Here is a 16339-nt window from a genome sequence, read left to right as displayed (position 1 = left end):
TTTAATTCTTTAATACCTATACAGCCATGGCAGATGCTTTAGATTTGAGTTTATTGGCCACAACGGCAACGGATTATGCGCGGGAAAACAAAGCCCCCATATTTTCGAAGCTGATCGGGGCGGGCTTGGGTGGTACGCCAAATACCCCTATTAAGCCCATTGATGAGTTTATGATGATGATTCCCGGCAACGACGAGGTCGTATTGACGGAATTGTACCTGGAAAGTGTGTTGCAGTCCGGTGCCACCGGCACTTTTGCCCCTACCAATAACGTGTTCAAGATCAAACCGAAAAAGGCGAAAGTGAAGCCTTGTAAGGTGGATCTGCTCTTTACCGAGCAAAAGATTCTGTCGCTTTATAAATCCTGGTACGGTCAGATTCGGGGTGGCAAAATTGACCGAACAACGTACCCTTTTGAGCAATGGGTGATCGAGCACGTATTGAAACGGGTTAGTACCGACCTGCGCCAAAAAGCCTTGGTCAATGGCACCCGTAACGATGCCGGTACCACACCGGAGCAGGTTATGGACGGTTTGTTTGTGAAGTTGGCGGCGGCTCGGGCGAGTGGCGCTATTGGTGCTTCGCAGATCGCGACCATCAATGCCATCACAACTCTCAACGCAGTGGCCGAGTTTGAGAAAATGGTCGACAAGATCCCGACAGAGTATTTTTATTCTGATTTGGTGTGTATCAGTCCGCTCAGTTTCAAGAAAGCCTACGAGCGCAACTACCGTAAAGAATGGGGAACGCTTCCTTACAATGCCGGCTACAACAAGCAGGAAATTGAAGGGACGACGATCGAGTTTTTGGTTGAGCCGGGTATGCTTACCACAGGGCTGACCGCGTTTGAATCGCCGATCATTACCACTCGTGAAAATTTGGCGTGGCTTTACGATGACGAAAGCGCACAAACCCGTCTGGAGTTTGACTACGGAAAACGTGACCGTTCACTGGCATACGTGATGGACTTTCAGGTAGGTTTCGATTGGGCTTTGGATAGTTTGTTTTGGTTGGGCGACGTGGCCTAACCCTCCCCACTCAGGGAAGGGTGTTTATTTACTTCTTTAACAGCCTTAAAACTTTTTTACTAATGGCACTAGTCAATTTTGCGAATTTAAACGCTTCAAGCGAGCAAAAAGGAAACCCCGGAGGGATTCGGACATTGCTTGTTTGTCAGAAAAGCTTCATCGACGGTGTATGGCCTAAGGAGGCCGATACCCTGACCGGTGAAATTACGACCTTGCCGACCATGAAAGCGACGGCAAAGTTTGCCGCCTATGATTGTCCGGACGGAACGGTGGAAGTCAGCAGTGAAAAGCAGGGCGATCCCGGCTTCCAAAGTTTCAAACATGGAATTGAATTGATGCTTGCCGGTTTCTCCAAAACCATTCAGGCCGAATTGGCTAAAAACATGAATGCCGGCTCGGTCTATATTCTGGAAATGAACGGCGGTGAGTATGTGGTGGTAGGTTCCAGTGATAACCCGATCTTCTCAAAACAATCCTTTAAAGGAGGCAAGAAAGGAAGTGACAAGCGGGGCTTCACGCTCAAAGGCGAACAGGACGGATTCATGTGGGATATTTTGCCGCTGCAGCCGTCGTTGGTGGCGACCATCCCGATTCAGGCAGTTATTTAAACCTCCCCCCCCTGCCCCCCTCTCCTTGAATAAGGAGAGGGGGGGGTAATCCATTCTAATTATGGCTGAAAAATACACCGTAACCGTGCCTGAAGGTGGGGCACGTCATGCGTTGCCCGGCATGGGCCTCATTTCGATTCGTGAGGATATGCCCGATCACCTTATTGAGGTTTTTATCGAAAATGGGGTCACTCAGTATTTCGAGGAAAAAGCCGATACTGTTGAACCTGAAACCAATAAAGCCGATGAACAAATCCAAGACAGTGCCGCTGCCGTTGACACCAAAGAAGCAGGTGCCACAGCCACCCCTAACGGACAACCTCGACGCCGAAACTCCTGAAGAGGAAGTGGAGGAGTCTGAAGATGATCGCTTGAAACGTAAAGCACAAATGCAGCTGGATGCTTTGCTTGAGGCAAGAGCTGATAAGGCCGACGAAGAAACAGAGGAGACCGATGCCGTTGATACCGGTTTCCCGGTACGCGAGAGATAAAAGTCGAAACTTTTAAAGGCCCCAATCGTAATAGATTGGGGCTTTTTTGTTTCTTTGCGATGCGAACATTTGAATGATAAAGTACAGTAGTAAGGCAAGCTCAAGGGCTTGCCGGTTGGCGTGTGGTTGAAAGTACCATAATGCCTGCTGCTGTATAGCTCAGATGTTCGCAGCGACCAATCGGCTTCATTATGTACATACGTCCTGCAGAACTTCCACCCCTGTATCATTTCCTGCGCCGTCACGGCATAGAGATCAATTTGCTCATTGAAACATTGGCAGCTTATCAGGAAAAGCACCGCATCGGTGGACCGTCTGCCTCTTTGTTTGACCCCTACGAGAATCCTGAAAAGTACATTGATGCCACCACGTACATGGATAAAATTGGTGATTTTTTGGAAATGTTAAGCGTAGAAAGTGTCCCGTCGAGATCGTAGGCTAAGGGTTACCTTGGTAAGAAAAAAAGATGACCGAGGAACAGATCAAAGCCGAGCGGGTCAAACTTAAAAACAACCTCTCTTACCTGCGACTTCAACAACGTGCCGGCAAGGCTACCGCTGCCGAAGTGGAGCGTGCAGAGTTGGCGTGGAATACTTTCGCAGATGCGCCGTCTGAAACGCTCAAGCAAACGAACGTTCCTGCACCCGCTCCCCAAGGCCAAGCCTGGCAATCGGAAACCGTTGCCAATACATTGGCTCCGGAAGTGGCGCTGATCGTGGATGAGTTGCGCAGGCAACAGGGCGAATTGGACTTTCAAAAACGCTCGCTCTCGATGCAGCTGCAGGCGGTACCGAAAGACGTACCCTGCTCCGATATCACTAAGCAGATCCTGGAACTGCGCGAACAGTGGATGGCGCTGGGAGATGAAATACGATTTGTGATCGCAAATGGGCAACGCCCATCAGAGGAGCGTCCGAAGGAATTTGACGCTGAGGCTTACGAAAGTCAATTGCCCAACGATCGGTACCAACTCAGCAAATTGATCGAAAACACCAATATCAATGTAACATATCGTTGGCCACAGCGCATGGCTCAGGCCAAAACCGAAGCTAAGAAGGCCGAATATCGACTGAAAATAGCGAAGGGAGAACGGGAGCTTGAGATACTGCGTCAATACTTTAAGTCAATCCAATAATGAATGTAAAGCATTTGATCACCAAAAAAGTAAAGAGTGGCCAACGCCGCCTGTTTTTTGAGATCCATAATTCGCACGATGTGGCGAGAAGCGGGCCATTGAAAATTGAACTCAGGAACAGCGTTTTAAAAATTCATACGACAGAGGTGATGGTGAAGCCCATTGACCCCAAAAAATATGGGGTATTTTATGTGGATGTGTCGAGTGTGATCGATAGCGCCTGGAGAAAGTTTGATTGGTATTTTCAGAGCCGAAGCGGTCGGAATCCTAAATCAGAGAAGTTTGAAGATTTAACAGAATAAACACGTTTAAGTTAAGCCATGATTACTGAATTATTTAAAACCGAACGGGTCAGAGTATCCGCGTTGGTACCGCACGTAAAAAATCCGCGTAAGATCAAAGTTGAGGAGAAACGAAAGCTTTGGGAACGCCTCCAAAAATTCGGGATGATCGGTATCCCGGTCAGAGATGCTGACGGCACGCTGCTCAGTGGCCATCAGCGTTGTGAGCTGTTGGCTCAGAACAGCTTGGGTGACTATGAGATCGATGTACGCACGGCCGTACGAAAACTGACGGAAGAGGAACTTCATGAGGTGATGATCATCGAAAATCGCCATGCGGGTGAGTTTGATCTGGAAATGCTCAAGTCGGAATTTGAGCAATACATGGACCTCGGAGACTTTGGTTTTGACATGGCTGAGCTGGATAAGCAGCTTGCTGAGGTAACCAATGAGCAGGCTCCTGAAGCTGAGATGCCGATCGTAGCCACGATGAGCGAAAAGTATACGACGTTTGTGATCGTCTGCAGGAATGAGATCGACGAAAACCATATAGCTGAAAAACTCGGTATTGAGAGAGGGAGGTGCTATAAAAGTACGAAGGTTGGATTGATGCACGTGGTGGAATCTAAACAGGTGATAGAGCGATGGAAGTAAAAACCCCCAACCCTAGCCCTTCCCCCAGTGAGGGGAAGGGAATAGAAGTGAAAGTGGTGATACCGTCTCATAAACGTTGGGATCGGGTTTTGACCACGATGGCCGTGGACAATGCGATCTTGTGCGTGGCTGAAAGCCAACGTGAACTGTATGCCAAATGCAACAAAGGCGTTGAGATCGTGACGCATCCTGACAGTATTGTTGGACTGGCCCGAAAGCGCGATTGGATAGTGCAGCACTTCAAAAATGTAATGATGCTCGACGATGATATTGACCACCTGAAGCGAATCTATACCGGTAAGGGTGAAGTGATCGTGGTGGAACCGGATGAGGCCTATGATATCATTCAAATGACCGCTAACGCCGCTAAAGCGGCCGGTGCGTATGTGTTTGGGTTCAGCTCCTCGCCAACTCCCATCAGCTACGACAGCTTTAATCCTATCAAGCTAACCGGCTACGTGACAGGATGCGCGCATGGGGTATTGGAAGGGTCGAAACTTTGGTACAATCCTGATATTATTTGCAATGAGGATTATTGGATAAGTCTTTTGAATGCCTACCATCATCGTTTTATATGGAAAGATACCCGATACTATTGGTCGCAGAAAGATACGTTCGTGAACCGTGGAGGATTGGCAGAATTTCGTAATTTGGAGGCGGAAGAAAAGGATTTCAACTTACTGCGCCGCGTATTTGGTGAAGTGGTAGAACTCCGAAAGTCTCAACAAAATGCAAAACACCCTTTTCAGAAAACCCTTAAACTGCCTTTTTAAAGTTGTTATTCATATGATTGCCTCTCAGCCCCCGGCAGTTTGCTAAGGGGCTTTTTTTCTACTCAAATTGAAAAAATAGTAGTTGTGTCATTTGTATAATAGTAGTAAAAATACTACCTTTACAAAGTCAATTAAACAAAATAGTTCTATGAAATCCAGTGAATTTCACCGTCTGGTTCAAAAAAATGGATGGCAATTGTTAAGAGTATCAGGAAGCCATTACATCTATGAAAAAGACGGAAGAACGGAGCCGGTCCCTTACCATGGTTCGAAAGAAATGGGGGAAGGATTACGGAAATCGTTGACAAAGAAGATGGGGCTGAAATAGCCTCATCTTTTCCTATGAAAAACCTGTCGCACACATATATGTCGAAAATCACAATTGTTATCGAACGTGCCGGTGATGGCACTTACTCAGCCTATGCCGAAGATGGCATAAGTGCATGGGGTATGGGTGATACCCCCGAAGCTGCAAAAGCTGAAGCCTTAGAAGGGCTACGTCTCTTTGTTGAGAACAACAGTCCTGCAACTATCCCGACTGTACTGAAGGGAGAATATGAAATTGAGTACAAATTTGATACGGCGAGTTTGTTGGCCTATTATAAGGGCATTTTTACAAATGCCGGGCTTGAACGGATCACGGGTATCAATCAAAGACAAATTCAGCACTATTTTTCAGGTGCAAAAAAACCACGCCCTCAACAACGCGAAAAAATTGAAGCGGGTTTACATAGACTCGCAAAGGAATTGTTGGCAATAGAACTTTAGTTTAATTGACACTTTTCTTTAGTTCGTCAGCATGGGCCTCCTGAGCAATCAGGGGGCTTTTTTATGCAAAAAACTTCAAAAATAATTGGGAAAACGCTTTTAATATCCGTTCTGTCGGGAGATTTTTACATAAGCAGTAGGGCAAACTACTCGCTGAAAATCAACCAATTAACGATAATATTCTAAGCAAAATGGAACCCCAAATCATCCCCGCAGTACCTCCAAAACGTAACCTTGAGCGTTACATCGCTGCTACCGGCAAAACTGAAATTGAATACAATGCCTGGGCAACGGAGGTAGGCAAGAAAATGCACATCAACAACCTGGATAAAGTTGTTTGTGCAAAATTAGACATCTACACCGTAGCCCATCTATCCAACCTTTTGACAGAATTGCCGCTCGGCATCGCTGAAAATGACGTCAATGATTACCTGATCGAATTCAGCGTTAATCCGCTAGAGCTGGCCAAACTCTGGAACGAAATGCAGGCTGAAGCACAAAGTTGGATATGCAAAGAGAGCATTATCGCCAATAGCCTGGCATTTTTTCCGAAAACTGATTTTGAGCAATTTGGTGACAAAAACCACCTCCCTGATGTGAGTCGTGTATGGTTCAAAAAAGATGGATTGAACCTCGACACCCAAGGGCAGGAAATGAGTGAGAACTCAGGATTTGAAATCACGGTTCAGGACCTGATCGACTTCGTGATGAAATGGCGCCCCCGCACTTACAAAAATCCGGCTGAGTTGACCGTAAAGCGCATTGAAGAGCGATTTAAGGAGGTAACAACCTTTGGCATCAAAGACTATTATGCGCAGCACCTGATGAAAATGTGCCATTTTGAGAAGCCGGGTATAGACATTCTTCCTTTCTAATCTCCATTGTTTCACCGCAAAAAATTAACTGAGGGGCGTCAATGTCCCTCAGTATGCTACCACTATGCCTAAAACGACCGACGTACCTCACGAGCTTCGTGAGTTCAATAAAGTATTTGAAGATATAGCCTACCGCCACGGATGGGGAGATGTGTTTGTGGATTTTGTTGATTATAGCATTGCCTGCTTCCTGAATACAGGCGACCCAAAAACGGCCGACTATCTTGAGAAAAAATATGCAGATCGCTATTCACGTTTTCGACAGTTGTTTGCCGAATGGATCAAGGCGCAGGAGCGAATGATTTTCGGGGATAAAGCCTGGTACGATACCTTAGGAATTTTCTATGAACTTATCGCTTCTTCGAGCAAAGCAAGTCACCTTGGCCAATTCTTTACACCTCCTGCTTTGGTGGACATGTTGACGCTGATTACCGGCGGTGAGGAAGGCGCGGGCCGTCATATTTCTGACCCTTGCTCAGGCTCTGGCCGTATGCTGATATCCTTTCATGCACACTATCCCGGCAACTACTGTTTTGCGGGTGATATCGACCCCATCTGCACGAAAATGACTGCCCTGAACATGATGTTACATGACTGCGAAGGGCAGGCGGTCTGCATGAACAGCTTAGACCCCGACGATTGGCGGTTTGGCTACGCCATTAACCCATGGATAAGGCAAACGCGTGGCTTACCTCACATAGCACGCATTGAAAAGGAACAGTGCCGCCAATGGCGGGGATTTCAGCAGGATAAGGAAAAATATGCACAGCGGAAAGCTGAAGTGGCGGCCGCTCAAAAAGAAGCGTTGACAGCCGTAAAACCTGAGCCGGTGATGGGTAAGTTTGGGCAACTTTCTTTCCTGTAACTGCCTGAAAATTAGGCGTTTTTTCGATAAATATTTTCGGAAAAACGCTTTTTATATCTGTTCTGTCGGGAGATATTTACATAAGCAGTAGGGCAAACTACTCCTTGAAAATCAAACAATTAACTAAAAATTCTAAGCAAAATGAAAAATTTCGCAATCATCTATGGAATCGGTGATATGGTGCAAACCTATTACGTCAGAGCTATTAATCGTGGTGTAGCCAGGGCAAAGCTCAAGGCAGACTATCCGGAGTCAAAAGTAATGACTATCAGGGAAAATTTGACCGAAGAAAAAAAGGCAATAAAAGAAGCAGTCGCGCAAGGTGTTGTGAAAGTCGGAGTACAAAGAAGTATGCAATTGGGCTTCTCTGACTTGCCACTTTTTGCCAAAGACGACCAACTTGACCTCTTCTAAAAATGAAAAGCCCGGAGGCAAATCCGGGCTTTCTGAACATCAATCAATAAAGACTAACATTCTAAGCGTTGCAAAGATGGGTAAATACGAAATAACGACCAAGAAAGGATATGATTTTTTTGAATGCAGTTCCGCCCTGCAGAAGTGTATCCGGCGAGGAATGGAGGATGAAGCGCTTTATTGGGCAGTGGAGCTTTATGACAGCAATTTTAGTGAATACGTTTGGAAACGATTACGTATAATGAGTAGCGAAGATGTGGGGTTGGCAGAGCCGAATATCTCTTCTGAGATATGGGCGCTGTACTGTATGTTTAAGGAACAGGCCAAAAAGAAGGAGGATAGTAACGAGCCCCAACGCCTATTTTTGACTCACGCGGTTCTGCTCCTGTGCAGGTCTAAGAAAAGCCGCCTCATTGATTGGGCATTGCTCTTTGCCTGGCTAACACATCCCTTCAAAAAAATCCCCGTGCCTGACTTTGCTCTTGACAAACACAATGACCGAGGCAAACGGCTGAAACGCGGTTGGGCGCATTTCTTTAATGAAGGTACTATTCTAGCCAATCGTGCGGAAGTAGCTAGGGAAGAGGAATTTCGAGAGGCGGCCAAGCGGGCTATTGGCGACCCTACGGGGACGAGTCTGTTTTAAAATGTAGAAAAACCAAGGCACATTAAAAATGATATGATTGAATATATATGCCTATATTATCATCAATCTAATAACAACACAATTTTTTTGCACAAAAAATATACATTTTGTTTTTTTTATGCAAAAAAAATTGTAACTATGCAAAAGCATAGTTACAAAAGGCAGCATCTATTTAAATTTAGTTACCTAAAATTAAATTAAAGATGAATGCTGAAAGTCCAAAAAATGAGCCGCAAGGGGGAGGGAGTTCCCCTTCAAAGTTCAAAAACTTCACAAGAAAGTTTTGGCACTTCTGTGAAGCTGTCATAATTGATGTTATTGCTATTTGGATTGCTACCGAAATGCTCCAAATACATCACTAAAAATTGTTGCCTAAGTATGCCAAGTATTATTTAAATTCCTCGCTTTTTAAGCGAGGTTTTTTTTTCTCTGATTTCACTCAGAAAAACAAGTTTATGTAAATCAAAAGAGAAAGTTATGATACCACTTTAGTTTCACTTCTTTTTAACTCTTTTAATAACATTTACAAATTTCTACTTTATATCTGATAAAAACAACGGGAGAAAGCCCGTTTTTTCTATCAAATATAATATTTTTTTCTATTATTTATATGGGAAAACATGTTATAAATAACAATTTTTCCCATATATTTGCTAAATATGTACATGAATGATACCAAATATTCAGAATAAGGAAGATAGGGTTACATAGGTTATATCAGATTTAAGACTTAGGAAACTCATCCAAGTCCTACTAAATTTAGAAGAAGGAATGAGAATATTTATTATTGAGAGCGTGCCTATTTTAGCAAGCGCTTTGCCATCATTGTTAAGTAATATAGCTGACTTTGAAGTAATAGGTGTCTGTGATAATGTTTCAAATGCTGTTTTGGCTCTTCAAAATGACGAACCTGATATACTACTTTTAGACTTGTTAATTAAGGAGTTTCCAAACTCGGAAGCTTCTGATTTGAAAGAAAATGAAGAAATAATCTCTGATCTATTCCATGGGCCATTAAGCATAATTCTAAAACTACTATCTCGTAATACAAAGATAGTAGTTCTTACTAAATATAAAGAACATAGTATAATAGCTGCATGTATGCAATTAGGAGTCTTGGGATATGTAAATAAGGATGCTTCACTTGATGAGCTAGTATTTGCATTTAAAAAAGTGTTTAGAGGCAGAAAATATATTAGTACAGATTTTTTTTTCAACGAAAATGGCGAATACTTAGTTGGCATGCTAGATACTTTAGTAGAAGCAAAAAAACTAAAAAGAATGGGGAGATATAAAGAAAATAAAGCTTTGGAAACAATCTCTCCTCGTGATAAAGAAATTCTCAAATTATTATCTCAAGGTTATACTTCAAATGAGATTGGTGATACTCTTGCAATGAGCAAAAGCTCTGTTGAAGAGCGTAGACAAGATCTTTTGAGAAAATTTAATGTTAAGAATACCACTCATCTAATTAAATTTATGGTTGATTGTGGAATAATATAAGGATCTTGAAGTATATAGGACAAGCCCCTCATTAAAGGAGGGAATTACTTCAAAATATTAAATAGTCTATTGTTTTATAGGGATATTTGGTATGTTTGATAATTATAAACCTATACCCCAATGTCTGCTAAAAATAATGAAGCTAAAAAAGCTGATGAACCTGCAAAGGAAGAGATTGCAGAAGCTCCCAAACCTATACGATGTTTTGTAATCATGCCCTTTAGCTCTCCTGAAGGATACGAAAGCGGGCATTTTGACCGGGTTTACCGTCATATTATAAAACCTGCCTGTGAGTTGGCAGGAGTACTACCTGAACGAACTGATGATGGCTTGGAATCAGGGTATATTTTGGCTAAAATGCTCAAAATGTTAACTGAATATGAGTTGGCTATTTGCGATATGAGCGCTGTCAATGCCAATGTATTCTACGAATTGGGGGTAAGGCAATCTTTCGGCAAACCCGTTACTCTGATAAAGGATGAAAAAAGTAGAAGGATATTTGATGTTCAGGGATTTTCAAGTATTGAATATGATTCGAATTTGAGGATTGATAAAGTACAGGATGCAGTAACAAATATAGCTCAAGCCTTGAAAGAAACTCTTGAAAAAAATGATAATAGTGTAAACTCTATTTTACCATTTTTAGAAATGAAAGTTGCTAAAAAGCCCGATCAAATAGAGATATCAAATGAGACCGCGATTATTCTTAATAAAATTACAGAGATGGAGAAGTACGTCTTATATCAAGATAAAAATATTAACAATAGTATTGCATCATATAATGACGCCCTTTTCAGAGATATCTATGCTATTAAAAAACGAGCTGATAAAATAATGAAAAACTTTGTTGATGCTAACGGGCGTATAGTGTCGAATATTGACTTTTTTATCGTCAGTAATCTTATAAAAAATGTGCTAAATTATAGAAATAAATACAACTTATTATTTAACAATATGCCTAAAAACGATTTTGAACAATTTTATTATATTATAGACACTTTGGATAAGAATGATTTAATCGTGGATAATATTACTGACGTCTCCTTTTTAGATATACTTGAATTACTAAGTTATATAAGGAATAATTATATTCATAAAGTTTAGAAGCTTCTTAGCTTTAAATATTTGTCCTATTCTATCTAAAAATCACTCTTCAACTTGAGGCGTGATTTTTATTTGATATGGCTAAAAAGTTAGGAATTGGCAAGTTGAAGCGGGTTTTGCGGATAGACGAAGATACGCTGGACGTCTACCTGCGCTACTACGCTCAGGAAATTGAATACGAGCAGCTCACCGAAACCCAGTGTGATATGCTGGAGCGATACCGCAAAGCCTGGGCGCTCTACTGCATGGGCCGGACCGATGAAATGGTGAGGAGCCAGCTGATGCGGGATTATGGCATTCAGGAACGGCAGGCCCGGTACATCTTCGAAGAATCAAAGTTCATTCATGGTAAATTGGATCAGGTTGATAAAGACGGTCGCCGGGCGGCGTCGATGGCCTTCTATGATCTCATGGCTAACTTGGCTATGAAAGATAAACAATACGAAACGGCTGTCATTGCTCGTGATAAAGCCGATAAACTCGCCAAACTTCACGACTCGGAAGAAATGGGCTTTGACCCTGAGGACTTCATGAAGGCTTCCAAATTTGTATTTATCAATAATATAAACGTGCTGAAAAAACAGCAGATGGACTTGGATGAGTGAGAAAACCGTTCAGATACACGCCAACGAAAAACAGATAAAAGTGCTCAGTTCAAGAGCCAATCGCAAGTCGTTTATAGGTGGACGTGCTTCCGGCAAGTCTACTGTTTTGGGTTTTGTGGTTGGGTACCTGTTTGAGCATTTTGCCAGGGCCAAATGGGTATTAGCAGGCTTAACATATGTGCAACTTGATCTAGTGGTGCTGCCGGCCATTCGTGAAGCTTTGGCGTTCATGAAATACAGTGAATACCATCCCAAGGAAAACCCGCTTGGAGTGTATGTCGTTGGTATTCGTCCTCCCGATCACTGGGTTGCTCCGTATAAAAAAGTAGGGCGGCTAGGGTATCAATATTGTGTTACATTCATTAACGGTTTTACAATTCACTTTGTCAGTCAAGACCGGAAAGAAAGTCACCGGGGTCTTAGCATAGATGGGATTTTAATTGATGAGTCGGCCACTATCAGCAGTGATTTTGTACGTAAAGTGCTGTTGCCCGCACGGCGCGGTAACAAATATGCCAAATGGCGTGACCATCCCTGGAACAAAGGCTTTTTCGATTTTTCATCGGCAAGTTGGACGCAGGAGGGAATGTGGATCTATGAAACCGAGGAACATTACAATGAAATGATGGAGCAGCGGGCTAAGCTGACTCAGGATGAATTGAAAGCTATTCCGCCAAAATTTCTTTTTCTGGAATCTACCTTCCGTGATAATCAGGATGTACTACCTGATGATTATGAACAACAGTTGCGTGACCAACTTGATCCACTTGAATTTGCGGTTGAAGTGGACAACGAACGCATGGGCAAACTACCCAATGGATTTTACTATGGCTTCAATCCTGACAGGCATTGCTACACCAAGGCCCATGACTACATACCCGATGAAAAAACGGGTATCCTGTTATATCGATCTAACGATTATGAAAATGACAAACCCCTTGATTACAGCCTTGATTTTAACACCGATATCGTATGGGGCGTAGTAGGTCAGGATACCGGCAAAACAATGAAGGTCATTAATTCACACTATGAAAAGGTCTTACCTTCAGAAAAGAAAAATGTAACCAATCAAAAAAACAGCCTTATTGAAAAACAGGCCAATTGGTTCTGTGATACCTACGAAAACCACACCAAAAAAGAGGTCTTTATCTACGGTGATCCCGGTGGTAACAGTACCACCGCCGCCACTAAAATAGATAATCGTCCCTTCTTTGACCAGGTCTCTGAGATACTCATTAAACGTGGGTGGACAGTATACCGCAGGGAATTAACCAGCTACCCCACTCATAAGGACAAATACCACCTTATCAATATGCTCTTTGAAGAGAGCAACCCACGTGCCCCTCATATACTCATCAATAAGCTTAATAATAAGGTACTCATCATCAACATCACCCAGACCCCCGTCACTACGGACAAGACCTATAAGAAGGCAAGGCGCATCGGCAAGGACAAGAGTTCAGAGCTAAGTACTAAAAACCGAGAGTATGCAACCGACGGTACTGACGCTTTGGATTATTGGCTCTGGGCTAAATGTAAAATGTATTTATCGAACCACGCTCCACGCAAAAATCATATTTACGTTTACGGTGGCTAGGGTATATTCCTTAAATGCGTAACCGGCAATTGCCGCTCCCGATAAAGTGCGGGCCACCTTAGAGTGTGTAACACACCTTTTAAAAGGGCTTTTTTTGCGTAACGCTTTCAAAATCAGGAAGCACCGAAAAAAACGAGTGCAAAACCCATGCAAAAGCGATAAAAAAAACGTGTCCTGCCCGAAGCGAAATAGGAATAGTAGTATTGCCGGTCAAAGAAAATGCACATGACCAAGATCAATTTGAGCGCAGTACTCTCTGAAGTCAACCGACCGAATGCCGTTTTTCATATCACTTACCGAAAAGAAGATGGGCAGTGGGGTGAGAAAAAGAATTGCCTGTTGAGGCGACTTGGTGATAATGCGCTCAACGAACGAAAGAAAATGAATCGAAGCGGCAAGCTGAAATTGGCTCTGCGTGACGGATATCAGTTTGAAGTTTTCATTGATTTTTTGCTCACGTTCAACGGTCAATCCATCAATCATTTCAATTAATGGCCCCCATCAAAAAAATAGCGAGTAACGTCTATTTGGTTTCCTACAAACCACAGTCGGCCGTTACCGTCACATTTGGCAAGGATGCTTCGCAGACGGTGGATGCGGCCTACGGTGAAAAACCCGGCAGCGGCAAAAGCTCCGGCTCGAAAGGCGGCTACGTATCGCGCGGCAAAGACGATGACAAGTTGGTGCAGCTGCATAAGTTGCTGACTGAATCGCCCAACAAGTGGCAATTTGTCAATACCCGCCGCAATTTCATCGGCGGCGTAGGTATCGGGCCACACAAAGAAGAAGTGGTCAAAGGCGAGCTGAAGTATACACCCATTCCCCGAACACCGCAGTACCGCGAGTGGCACGAACGCCTTGACTTAGACACGTATTTGGGTGAGGCAAGCTACCAAGTAGCCTTCGGTGGCGACCTGTTTGTAAAACTCACGTTAGGAATTGGTGCCAAAACCGAATCCCTGCAGGTGGTGGATACCTTCGAAATACGTGCGCGAAAGCCAAAAGAGAAGGAAACCAAGATCCTGGAATATTGGCTCAGTTCCAAGTTTGGTTATATCAAAGGAGTAAAAGAAGAGGATGTTGTCAAAATTCCTGCCTTCGACCCATTGGAACCAACCAAATACCCCGTCAGTATCATTCACATCAGGCCCGCAATTCCCGGTCAGAAGATATACGGCTTCGAGCCTTGGTGGGGTACTGAGCGTGTGACCAAGATCACCAACCGCGTTCCCGATTACTACGAAGCGGCTTTTGACAACGGCTTTTTTGTCACCCACCACGTGGACATTCCCGACAATTATTTCAAAAAGGAAGGCTTGAATGACGAGGAAGAAGAGGCGTTGAAAAAGCAGGTATTGGATCAAATTGCCGACACCCTGATGGGACTGGAGAAAGCCAACAAGATCCTGTTCACATTCTCTAAACTGTCAGTCGATGGAAAAACCATTGAAGGTGTCAAGATCACACCGTTGAAAAATCCCATCAACGATGAAGCTTTCCTGAAGATGTTTGAAAGCATCAACCTCATCCAAGCGAGTGGCCACGGTGTGCGCGCTGACCTCGCCAGTGTAGCGTTTAATAATGGATTGGGTACCTCCGGAAAAGAACTGGCCACGTCGGCCAACTACATGCAGGACTTCATGACCCACTTTGATAAGATGACGATTTTGAAACCTGTGCGCATTGCGCAGAAGATTGATGGGATAGAGCCGGAAAACTATTTGTGTATCTACCGGATAAGCAGCTATACCTATGACGTGACTCCGGAAGCTTCGTCACAAAATCCAAATAATAATTCATCTCCAACCACCCCGGAACCATGATGCAGTTTGCTCCTCATTTAATTGTACTTGCCTTCACGATCGTACGCATTACAATTGCCTGTATAACGATCCGGTACGACCGGCAAAAGGATACCTCGGAAAAGGTCGGCCATATGATCGGTACATTCCTGTACTACTTCGTCGCCCATTTCATCCTTTGGGCAGGTGGATTTTATACCGTTTTCGGGCAATGATCATCAGCACTATTGCACAGCTAAAGGCTGCTTTGGGCGGTATTCAGCAGGAAATGAATTGGTCCGCTTTTGAGCCGTTCATTCGTCAGGCCGAAAAGGTCTACATCATCCCTGCCATTGGCGAGGAATTCTACGACGAGTTGGCCGAACTGACCACGCCTAACGCCAAACAGACCAAACTGTTGGAATGGCTCCGCATCGCCGTAGCTGAATACGCCGACCTGCTCGGTGGGATGCGCCTTTTTATGCATACCTCCAATGCCGGTAAGCAGGTGCCGCAAATGCCCAACATGGGTCCACCCGCGAAGTGGATGACCGTAACGGCCATCAAGCAGGCCATTGCCAAAGCGGACTTGGCGCTTGAGAGCGCCCTGCAGTATTTGGAGAAACACAAAGCCGATTTCCCCACATGGAGCGAGTCAGAAGCGTATACCATTGACCATTCCCTATTTCTGGCCTCGGCCACCGAACTCACCAAGTACTTCCCGGCCGCCAAGGATTCACGTCGGTTGTATCTGTCACTCCGAAATTACATTGCCACCGCGCAGGAATTCTTTTTGGCTCCCTTGGTCGGTGATGCGCAGTTTGCGGTTTGGATCAATCGAATGGCCGATGACAACATCACACCAACAGCTCAGGAAGCGCAGGCGTGGAAACTGGCCCGCTACGCGCTGGCGCATCAGGCCTTTGCCGAAAGCATCCCGTACCTCAACATCAATGAGGACTGGCGGTTGGTCAGTGAAACCGACGGTATTGTCAACGAAGGGATTTTGGATGCTGCGCGTCGGCAGGAAATGCTGACCAACTGCCAAGCCAAAGCTGAGGAATACAAAAATCGTCTGCTCAATTACATCAACAGCGTCGCCTCCGCCACGGTGTTTCCCGAATATTTCACCAACATATACGTTGCCCCGAAAGCACCGCGGGCTACGTCCATTCCAAACGATCCTTCGAATCCTTATTTCGCTTTTTAAC

23 protein-coding genes are annotated in these 16339 nt (G+C 44.2%); all 23 read left to right on the top strand.

The features are described from left to right. The first annotated feature begins 26 nt into the window (after positions 1 to 26). The 23 genes from ACQY73_RS28860 (at position 27) to ACQY73_RS28750 (ending at position 16338) form a co-directional block, all read left to right on the top strand. Positions 27 to 1028 (top strand): hypothetical protein, encoded by a 1002-nt coding sequence (locus ACQY73_RS28860; RefSeq protein ID WP_428657649.1) that lies wholly within the window; start codon positions 27 to 29, stop codon positions 1026 to 1028. Between the two features lie 62 nt (positions 1029 to 1090). After that, the gene (locus tag ACQY73_RS28855; protein ID WP_428657648.1) at positions 1091 to 1636 is read left to right on the top strand and encodes a hypothetical protein; all 546 of its coding nucleotides are present in this window, start codon (positions 1091 to 1093) and stop codon (positions 1634 to 1636) included. 61 nt (positions 1637 to 1697) lie between these two features. After that, positions 1698 to 1976: a hypothetical protein gene (locus tag ACQY73_RS28850; protein WP_428657647.1), complete on the top strand. Its 279-nt coding sequence runs from the start codon at positions 1698 to 1700 to the stop codon at positions 1974 to 1976. A gap of 7 nt (positions 1977 to 1983) precedes the next feature. Continuing rightward, positions 1984 to 2127: a hypothetical protein gene (locus ACQY73_RS28845; protein WP_428657646.1), complete on the top strand. Its 144-nt coding sequence runs from the start codon at positions 1984 to 1986 to the stop codon at positions 2125 to 2127. A 191-nt stretch (positions 2128 to 2318) separates the two neighbouring features. Further along, the gene (locus ACQY73_RS28840; protein WP_428657645.1) at positions 2319 to 2564 is read left to right on the top strand and encodes a hypothetical protein; all 246 of its coding nucleotides are present in this window, start codon (positions 2319 to 2321) and stop codon (positions 2562 to 2564) included. Positions 2565 to 2593: 29 nt separating this feature from the next. Beyond that, positions 2594 to 3262: a hypothetical protein gene (locus ACQY73_RS28835; protein WP_428657644.1), complete on the top strand. Its 669-nt coding sequence runs from the start codon at positions 2594 to 2596 to the stop codon at positions 3260 to 3262. Continuing rightward, entirely contained in the window at positions 3262 to 3564 is a 303-nt protein-coding gene (locus ACQY73_RS28830; RefSeq protein ID WP_428657643.1) for a hypothetical protein, read from the top strand. Before ACQY73_RS28835 ends, ACQY73_RS28830 begins: the two co-directional genes overlap by 1 nt. An 18-nt stretch (positions 3565 to 3582) precedes the next feature. Continuing rightward, a complete protein-coding gene (locus ACQY73_RS28825) occupies positions 3583 to 4197 on the top strand; it encodes a hypothetical protein (RefSeq protein WP_428657642.1) in 615 nt (204 codons plus the stop codon). Continuing rightward, entirely contained in the window at positions 4188 to 4970 is a 783-nt protein-coding gene (locus ACQY73_RS28820; RefSeq protein WP_428657641.1) for a hypothetical protein, read from the top strand. Before ACQY73_RS28825 ends, ACQY73_RS28820 begins: the two co-directional genes overlap by 10 nt. 148 nt (positions 4971 to 5118) lie before the next feature. Next, on the top strand, positions 5119 to 5298 hold the full coding sequence (locus ACQY73_RS28815) for a type II toxin-antitoxin system HicA family toxin (protein ID WP_428657640.1): 180 nt from the start codon (positions 5119 to 5121) through the stop codon (positions 5296 to 5298). 14 nt (positions 5299 to 5312) lie between these two features. After that, complete coding sequence (locus tag ACQY73_RS28810) at positions 5313 to 5738, top strand: type II toxin-antitoxin system HicB family antitoxin (protein WP_428657639.1); 426 nt, start codon at positions 5313 to 5315, stop codon at positions 5736 to 5738. 191 nt (positions 5739 to 5929) lie between these two features. Next, on the top strand, positions 5930 to 6613 hold the full coding sequence (locus ACQY73_RS28805; RefSeq protein WP_428657638.1) for a hypothetical protein: 684 nt from the start codon (positions 5930 to 5932) through the stop codon (positions 6611 to 6613). Positions 6614 to 6677: 64 nt separating this feature from the next. Next, positions 6678 to 7478, top strand: coding sequence for an N-6 DNA methylase (locus tag ACQY73_RS28800; RefSeq protein ID WP_428657637.1), 801 nt, complete (start codon positions 6678 to 6680; stop codon positions 7476 to 7478). A gap of 141 nt (positions 7479 to 7619) precedes the next feature. After that, positions 7620 to 7892 (top strand): hypothetical protein, encoded by a 273-nt coding sequence (locus ACQY73_RS28795; RefSeq protein WP_428657636.1) that lies wholly within the window; start codon positions 7620 to 7622, stop codon positions 7890 to 7892. Next, a complete protein-coding gene (locus ACQY73_RS28790; protein WP_428657635.1) occupies positions 7879 to 8538 on the top strand; it encodes a hypothetical protein in 660 nt (219 codons plus the stop codon). Before ACQY73_RS28795 ends, ACQY73_RS28790 begins: the two co-directional genes overlap by 14 nt. A gap of 771 nt (positions 8539 to 9309) precedes the next feature. After that, positions 9310 to 10041 (top strand): LuxR C-terminal-related transcriptional regulator, encoded by a 732-nt coding sequence (locus ACQY73_RS28785; protein WP_428657634.1) that lies wholly within the window; start codon positions 9310 to 9312, stop codon positions 10039 to 10041. Between the two features lie 120 nt (positions 10042 to 10161). Continuing rightward, positions 10162 to 11145, top strand: coding sequence for a hypothetical protein (locus ACQY73_RS28780; protein WP_428657633.1), 984 nt, complete (start codon positions 10162 to 10164; stop codon positions 11143 to 11145). Positions 11146 to 11222: 77 nt separating this feature from the next. Next, complete coding sequence (locus ACQY73_RS28775; RefSeq protein ID WP_428657632.1) at positions 11223 to 11750, top strand: hypothetical protein; 528 nt, start codon at positions 11223 to 11225, stop codon at positions 11748 to 11750. Beyond that, positions 11743 to 13347, top strand: a complete 1605-nt coding sequence (locus ACQY73_RS28770) for a hypothetical protein (RefSeq protein ID WP_428657631.1) — start codon at positions 11743 to 11745, stop codon at positions 13345 to 13347. The genes ACQY73_RS28775 and ACQY73_RS28770 overlap by 8 nt, the downstream gene beginning before the upstream one ends. Before the next feature lie 225 nt (positions 13348 to 13572). Continuing rightward, positions 13573 to 13839, top strand: coding sequence for a hypothetical protein (locus ACQY73_RS28765; protein WP_428657630.1), 267 nt, complete (start codon positions 13573 to 13575; stop codon positions 13837 to 13839). Then, entirely contained in the window at positions 13839 to 15170 is a 1332-nt protein-coding gene (locus tag ACQY73_RS28760) for a hypothetical protein (protein ID WP_428657629.1), read from the top strand. Before ACQY73_RS28765 ends, ACQY73_RS28760 begins: the two co-directional genes overlap by 1 nt. Then, positions 15167 to 15364: a hypothetical protein gene (locus ACQY73_RS28755; protein ID WP_428657628.1), complete on the top strand. Its 198-nt coding sequence runs from the start codon at positions 15167 to 15169 to the stop codon at positions 15362 to 15364. The genes ACQY73_RS28760 and ACQY73_RS28755 overlap by 4 nt, the downstream gene beginning before the upstream one ends. Then, entirely contained in the window at positions 15361 to 16338 is a 978-nt protein-coding gene (locus tag ACQY73_RS28750) for a DUF6712 family protein (RefSeq protein WP_428657627.1), read from the top strand. The genes ACQY73_RS28755 and ACQY73_RS28750 overlap by 4 nt, the downstream gene beginning before the upstream one ends. The last annotated feature ends 1 nt before the right edge of the window (position 16339 follow it).

Origin of the sequence: Runella sp. (assembly GCF_965279615.1) — a bacterium.
Taxonomy (GTDB): domain Bacteria; phylum Bacteroidota; class Bacteroidia; order Cytophagales; family Spirosomataceae; genus Runella.
This window is presented reverse-complemented; position numbering and strand designations above follow the sequence as displayed.

Coding starts and splice junctions, on each gene's coding strand:
- ACQY73_RS28860 (WP_428657649.1), top strand. CDS start 27: ATGGCAGATGCTTTAGATTTGAGTTTATTGGCCACAACGGCAACGGAT.
- ACQY73_RS28855 (WP_428657648.1), top strand. CDS start 1,091: ATGGCACTAGTCAATTTTGCGAATTTAAACGCTTCAAGCGAGCAAAAA.
- ACQY73_RS28850 (WP_428657647.1), top strand. CDS start 1,698: ATGGCTGAAAAATACACCGTAACCGTGCCTGAAGGTGGGGCACGTCAT.
- ACQY73_RS28840 (WP_428657645.1), top strand. CDS start 2,319: ATGTACATACGTCCTGCAGAACTTCCACCCCTGTATCATTTCCTGCGC.
- ACQY73_RS28835 (WP_428657644.1), top strand. CDS start 2,594: ATGACCGAGGAACAGATCAAAGCCGAGCGGGTCAAACTTAAAAACAAC.
- ACQY73_RS28830 (WP_428657643.1), top strand. CDS start 3,262: ATGAATGTAAAGCATTTGATCACCAAAAAAGTAAAGAGTGGCCAACGC.
- ACQY73_RS28825 (WP_428657642.1), top strand. CDS start 3,583: ATGATTACTGAATTATTTAAAACCGAACGGGTCAGAGTATCCGCGTTG.
- ACQY73_RS28820 (WP_428657641.1), top strand. CDS start 4,188: ATGGAAGTAAAAACCCCCAACCCTAGCCCTTCCCCCAGTGAGGGGAAG.
- ACQY73_RS28815 (WP_428657640.1), top strand. CDS start 5,119: ATGAAATCCAGTGAATTTCACCGTCTGGTTCAAAAAAATGGATGGCAA.
- ACQY73_RS28810 (WP_428657639.1), top strand. CDS start 5,313: ATGAAAAACCTGTCGCACACATATATGTCGAAAATCACAATTGTTATC.
- ACQY73_RS28805 (WP_428657638.1), top strand. CDS start 5,930: ATGGAACCCCAAATCATCCCCGCAGTACCTCCAAAACGTAACCTTGAG.
- ACQY73_RS28800 (WP_428657637.1), top strand. CDS start 6,678: ATGCCTAAAACGACCGACGTACCTCACGAGCTTCGTGAGTTCAATAAA.
- ACQY73_RS28795 (WP_428657636.1), top strand. CDS start 7,620: ATGAAAAATTTCGCAATCATCTATGGAATCGGTGATATGGTGCAAACC.
- ACQY73_RS28785 (WP_428657634.1), top strand. CDS start 9,310: ATGAGAATATTTATTATTGAGAGCGTGCCTATTTTAGCAAGCGCTTTG.
- ACQY73_RS28780 (WP_428657633.1), top strand. CDS start 10,162: ATGTCTGCTAAAAATAATGAAGCTAAAAAAGCTGATGAACCTGCAAAG.
- ACQY73_RS28775 (WP_428657632.1), top strand. CDS start 11,223: ATGGCTAAAAAGTTAGGAATTGGCAAGTTGAAGCGGGTTTTGCGGATA.
- ACQY73_RS28770 (WP_428657631.1), top strand. CDS start 11,743: ATGAGTGAGAAAACCGTTCAGATACACGCCAACGAAAAACAGATAAAA.
- ACQY73_RS28765 (WP_428657630.1), top strand. CDS start 13,573: ATGACCAAGATCAATTTGAGCGCAGTACTCTCTGAAGTCAACCGACCG.
- ACQY73_RS28760 (WP_428657629.1), top strand. CDS start 13,839: ATGGCCCCCATCAAAAAAATAGCGAGTAACGTCTATTTGGTTTCCTAC.
- ACQY73_RS28755 (WP_428657628.1), top strand. CDS start 15,167: ATGATGCAGTTTGCTCCTCATTTAATTGTACTTGCCTTCACGATCGTA.
- ACQY73_RS28750 (WP_428657627.1), top strand. CDS start 15,361: ATGATCATCAGCACTATTGCACAGCTAAAGGCTGCTTTGGGCGGTATT.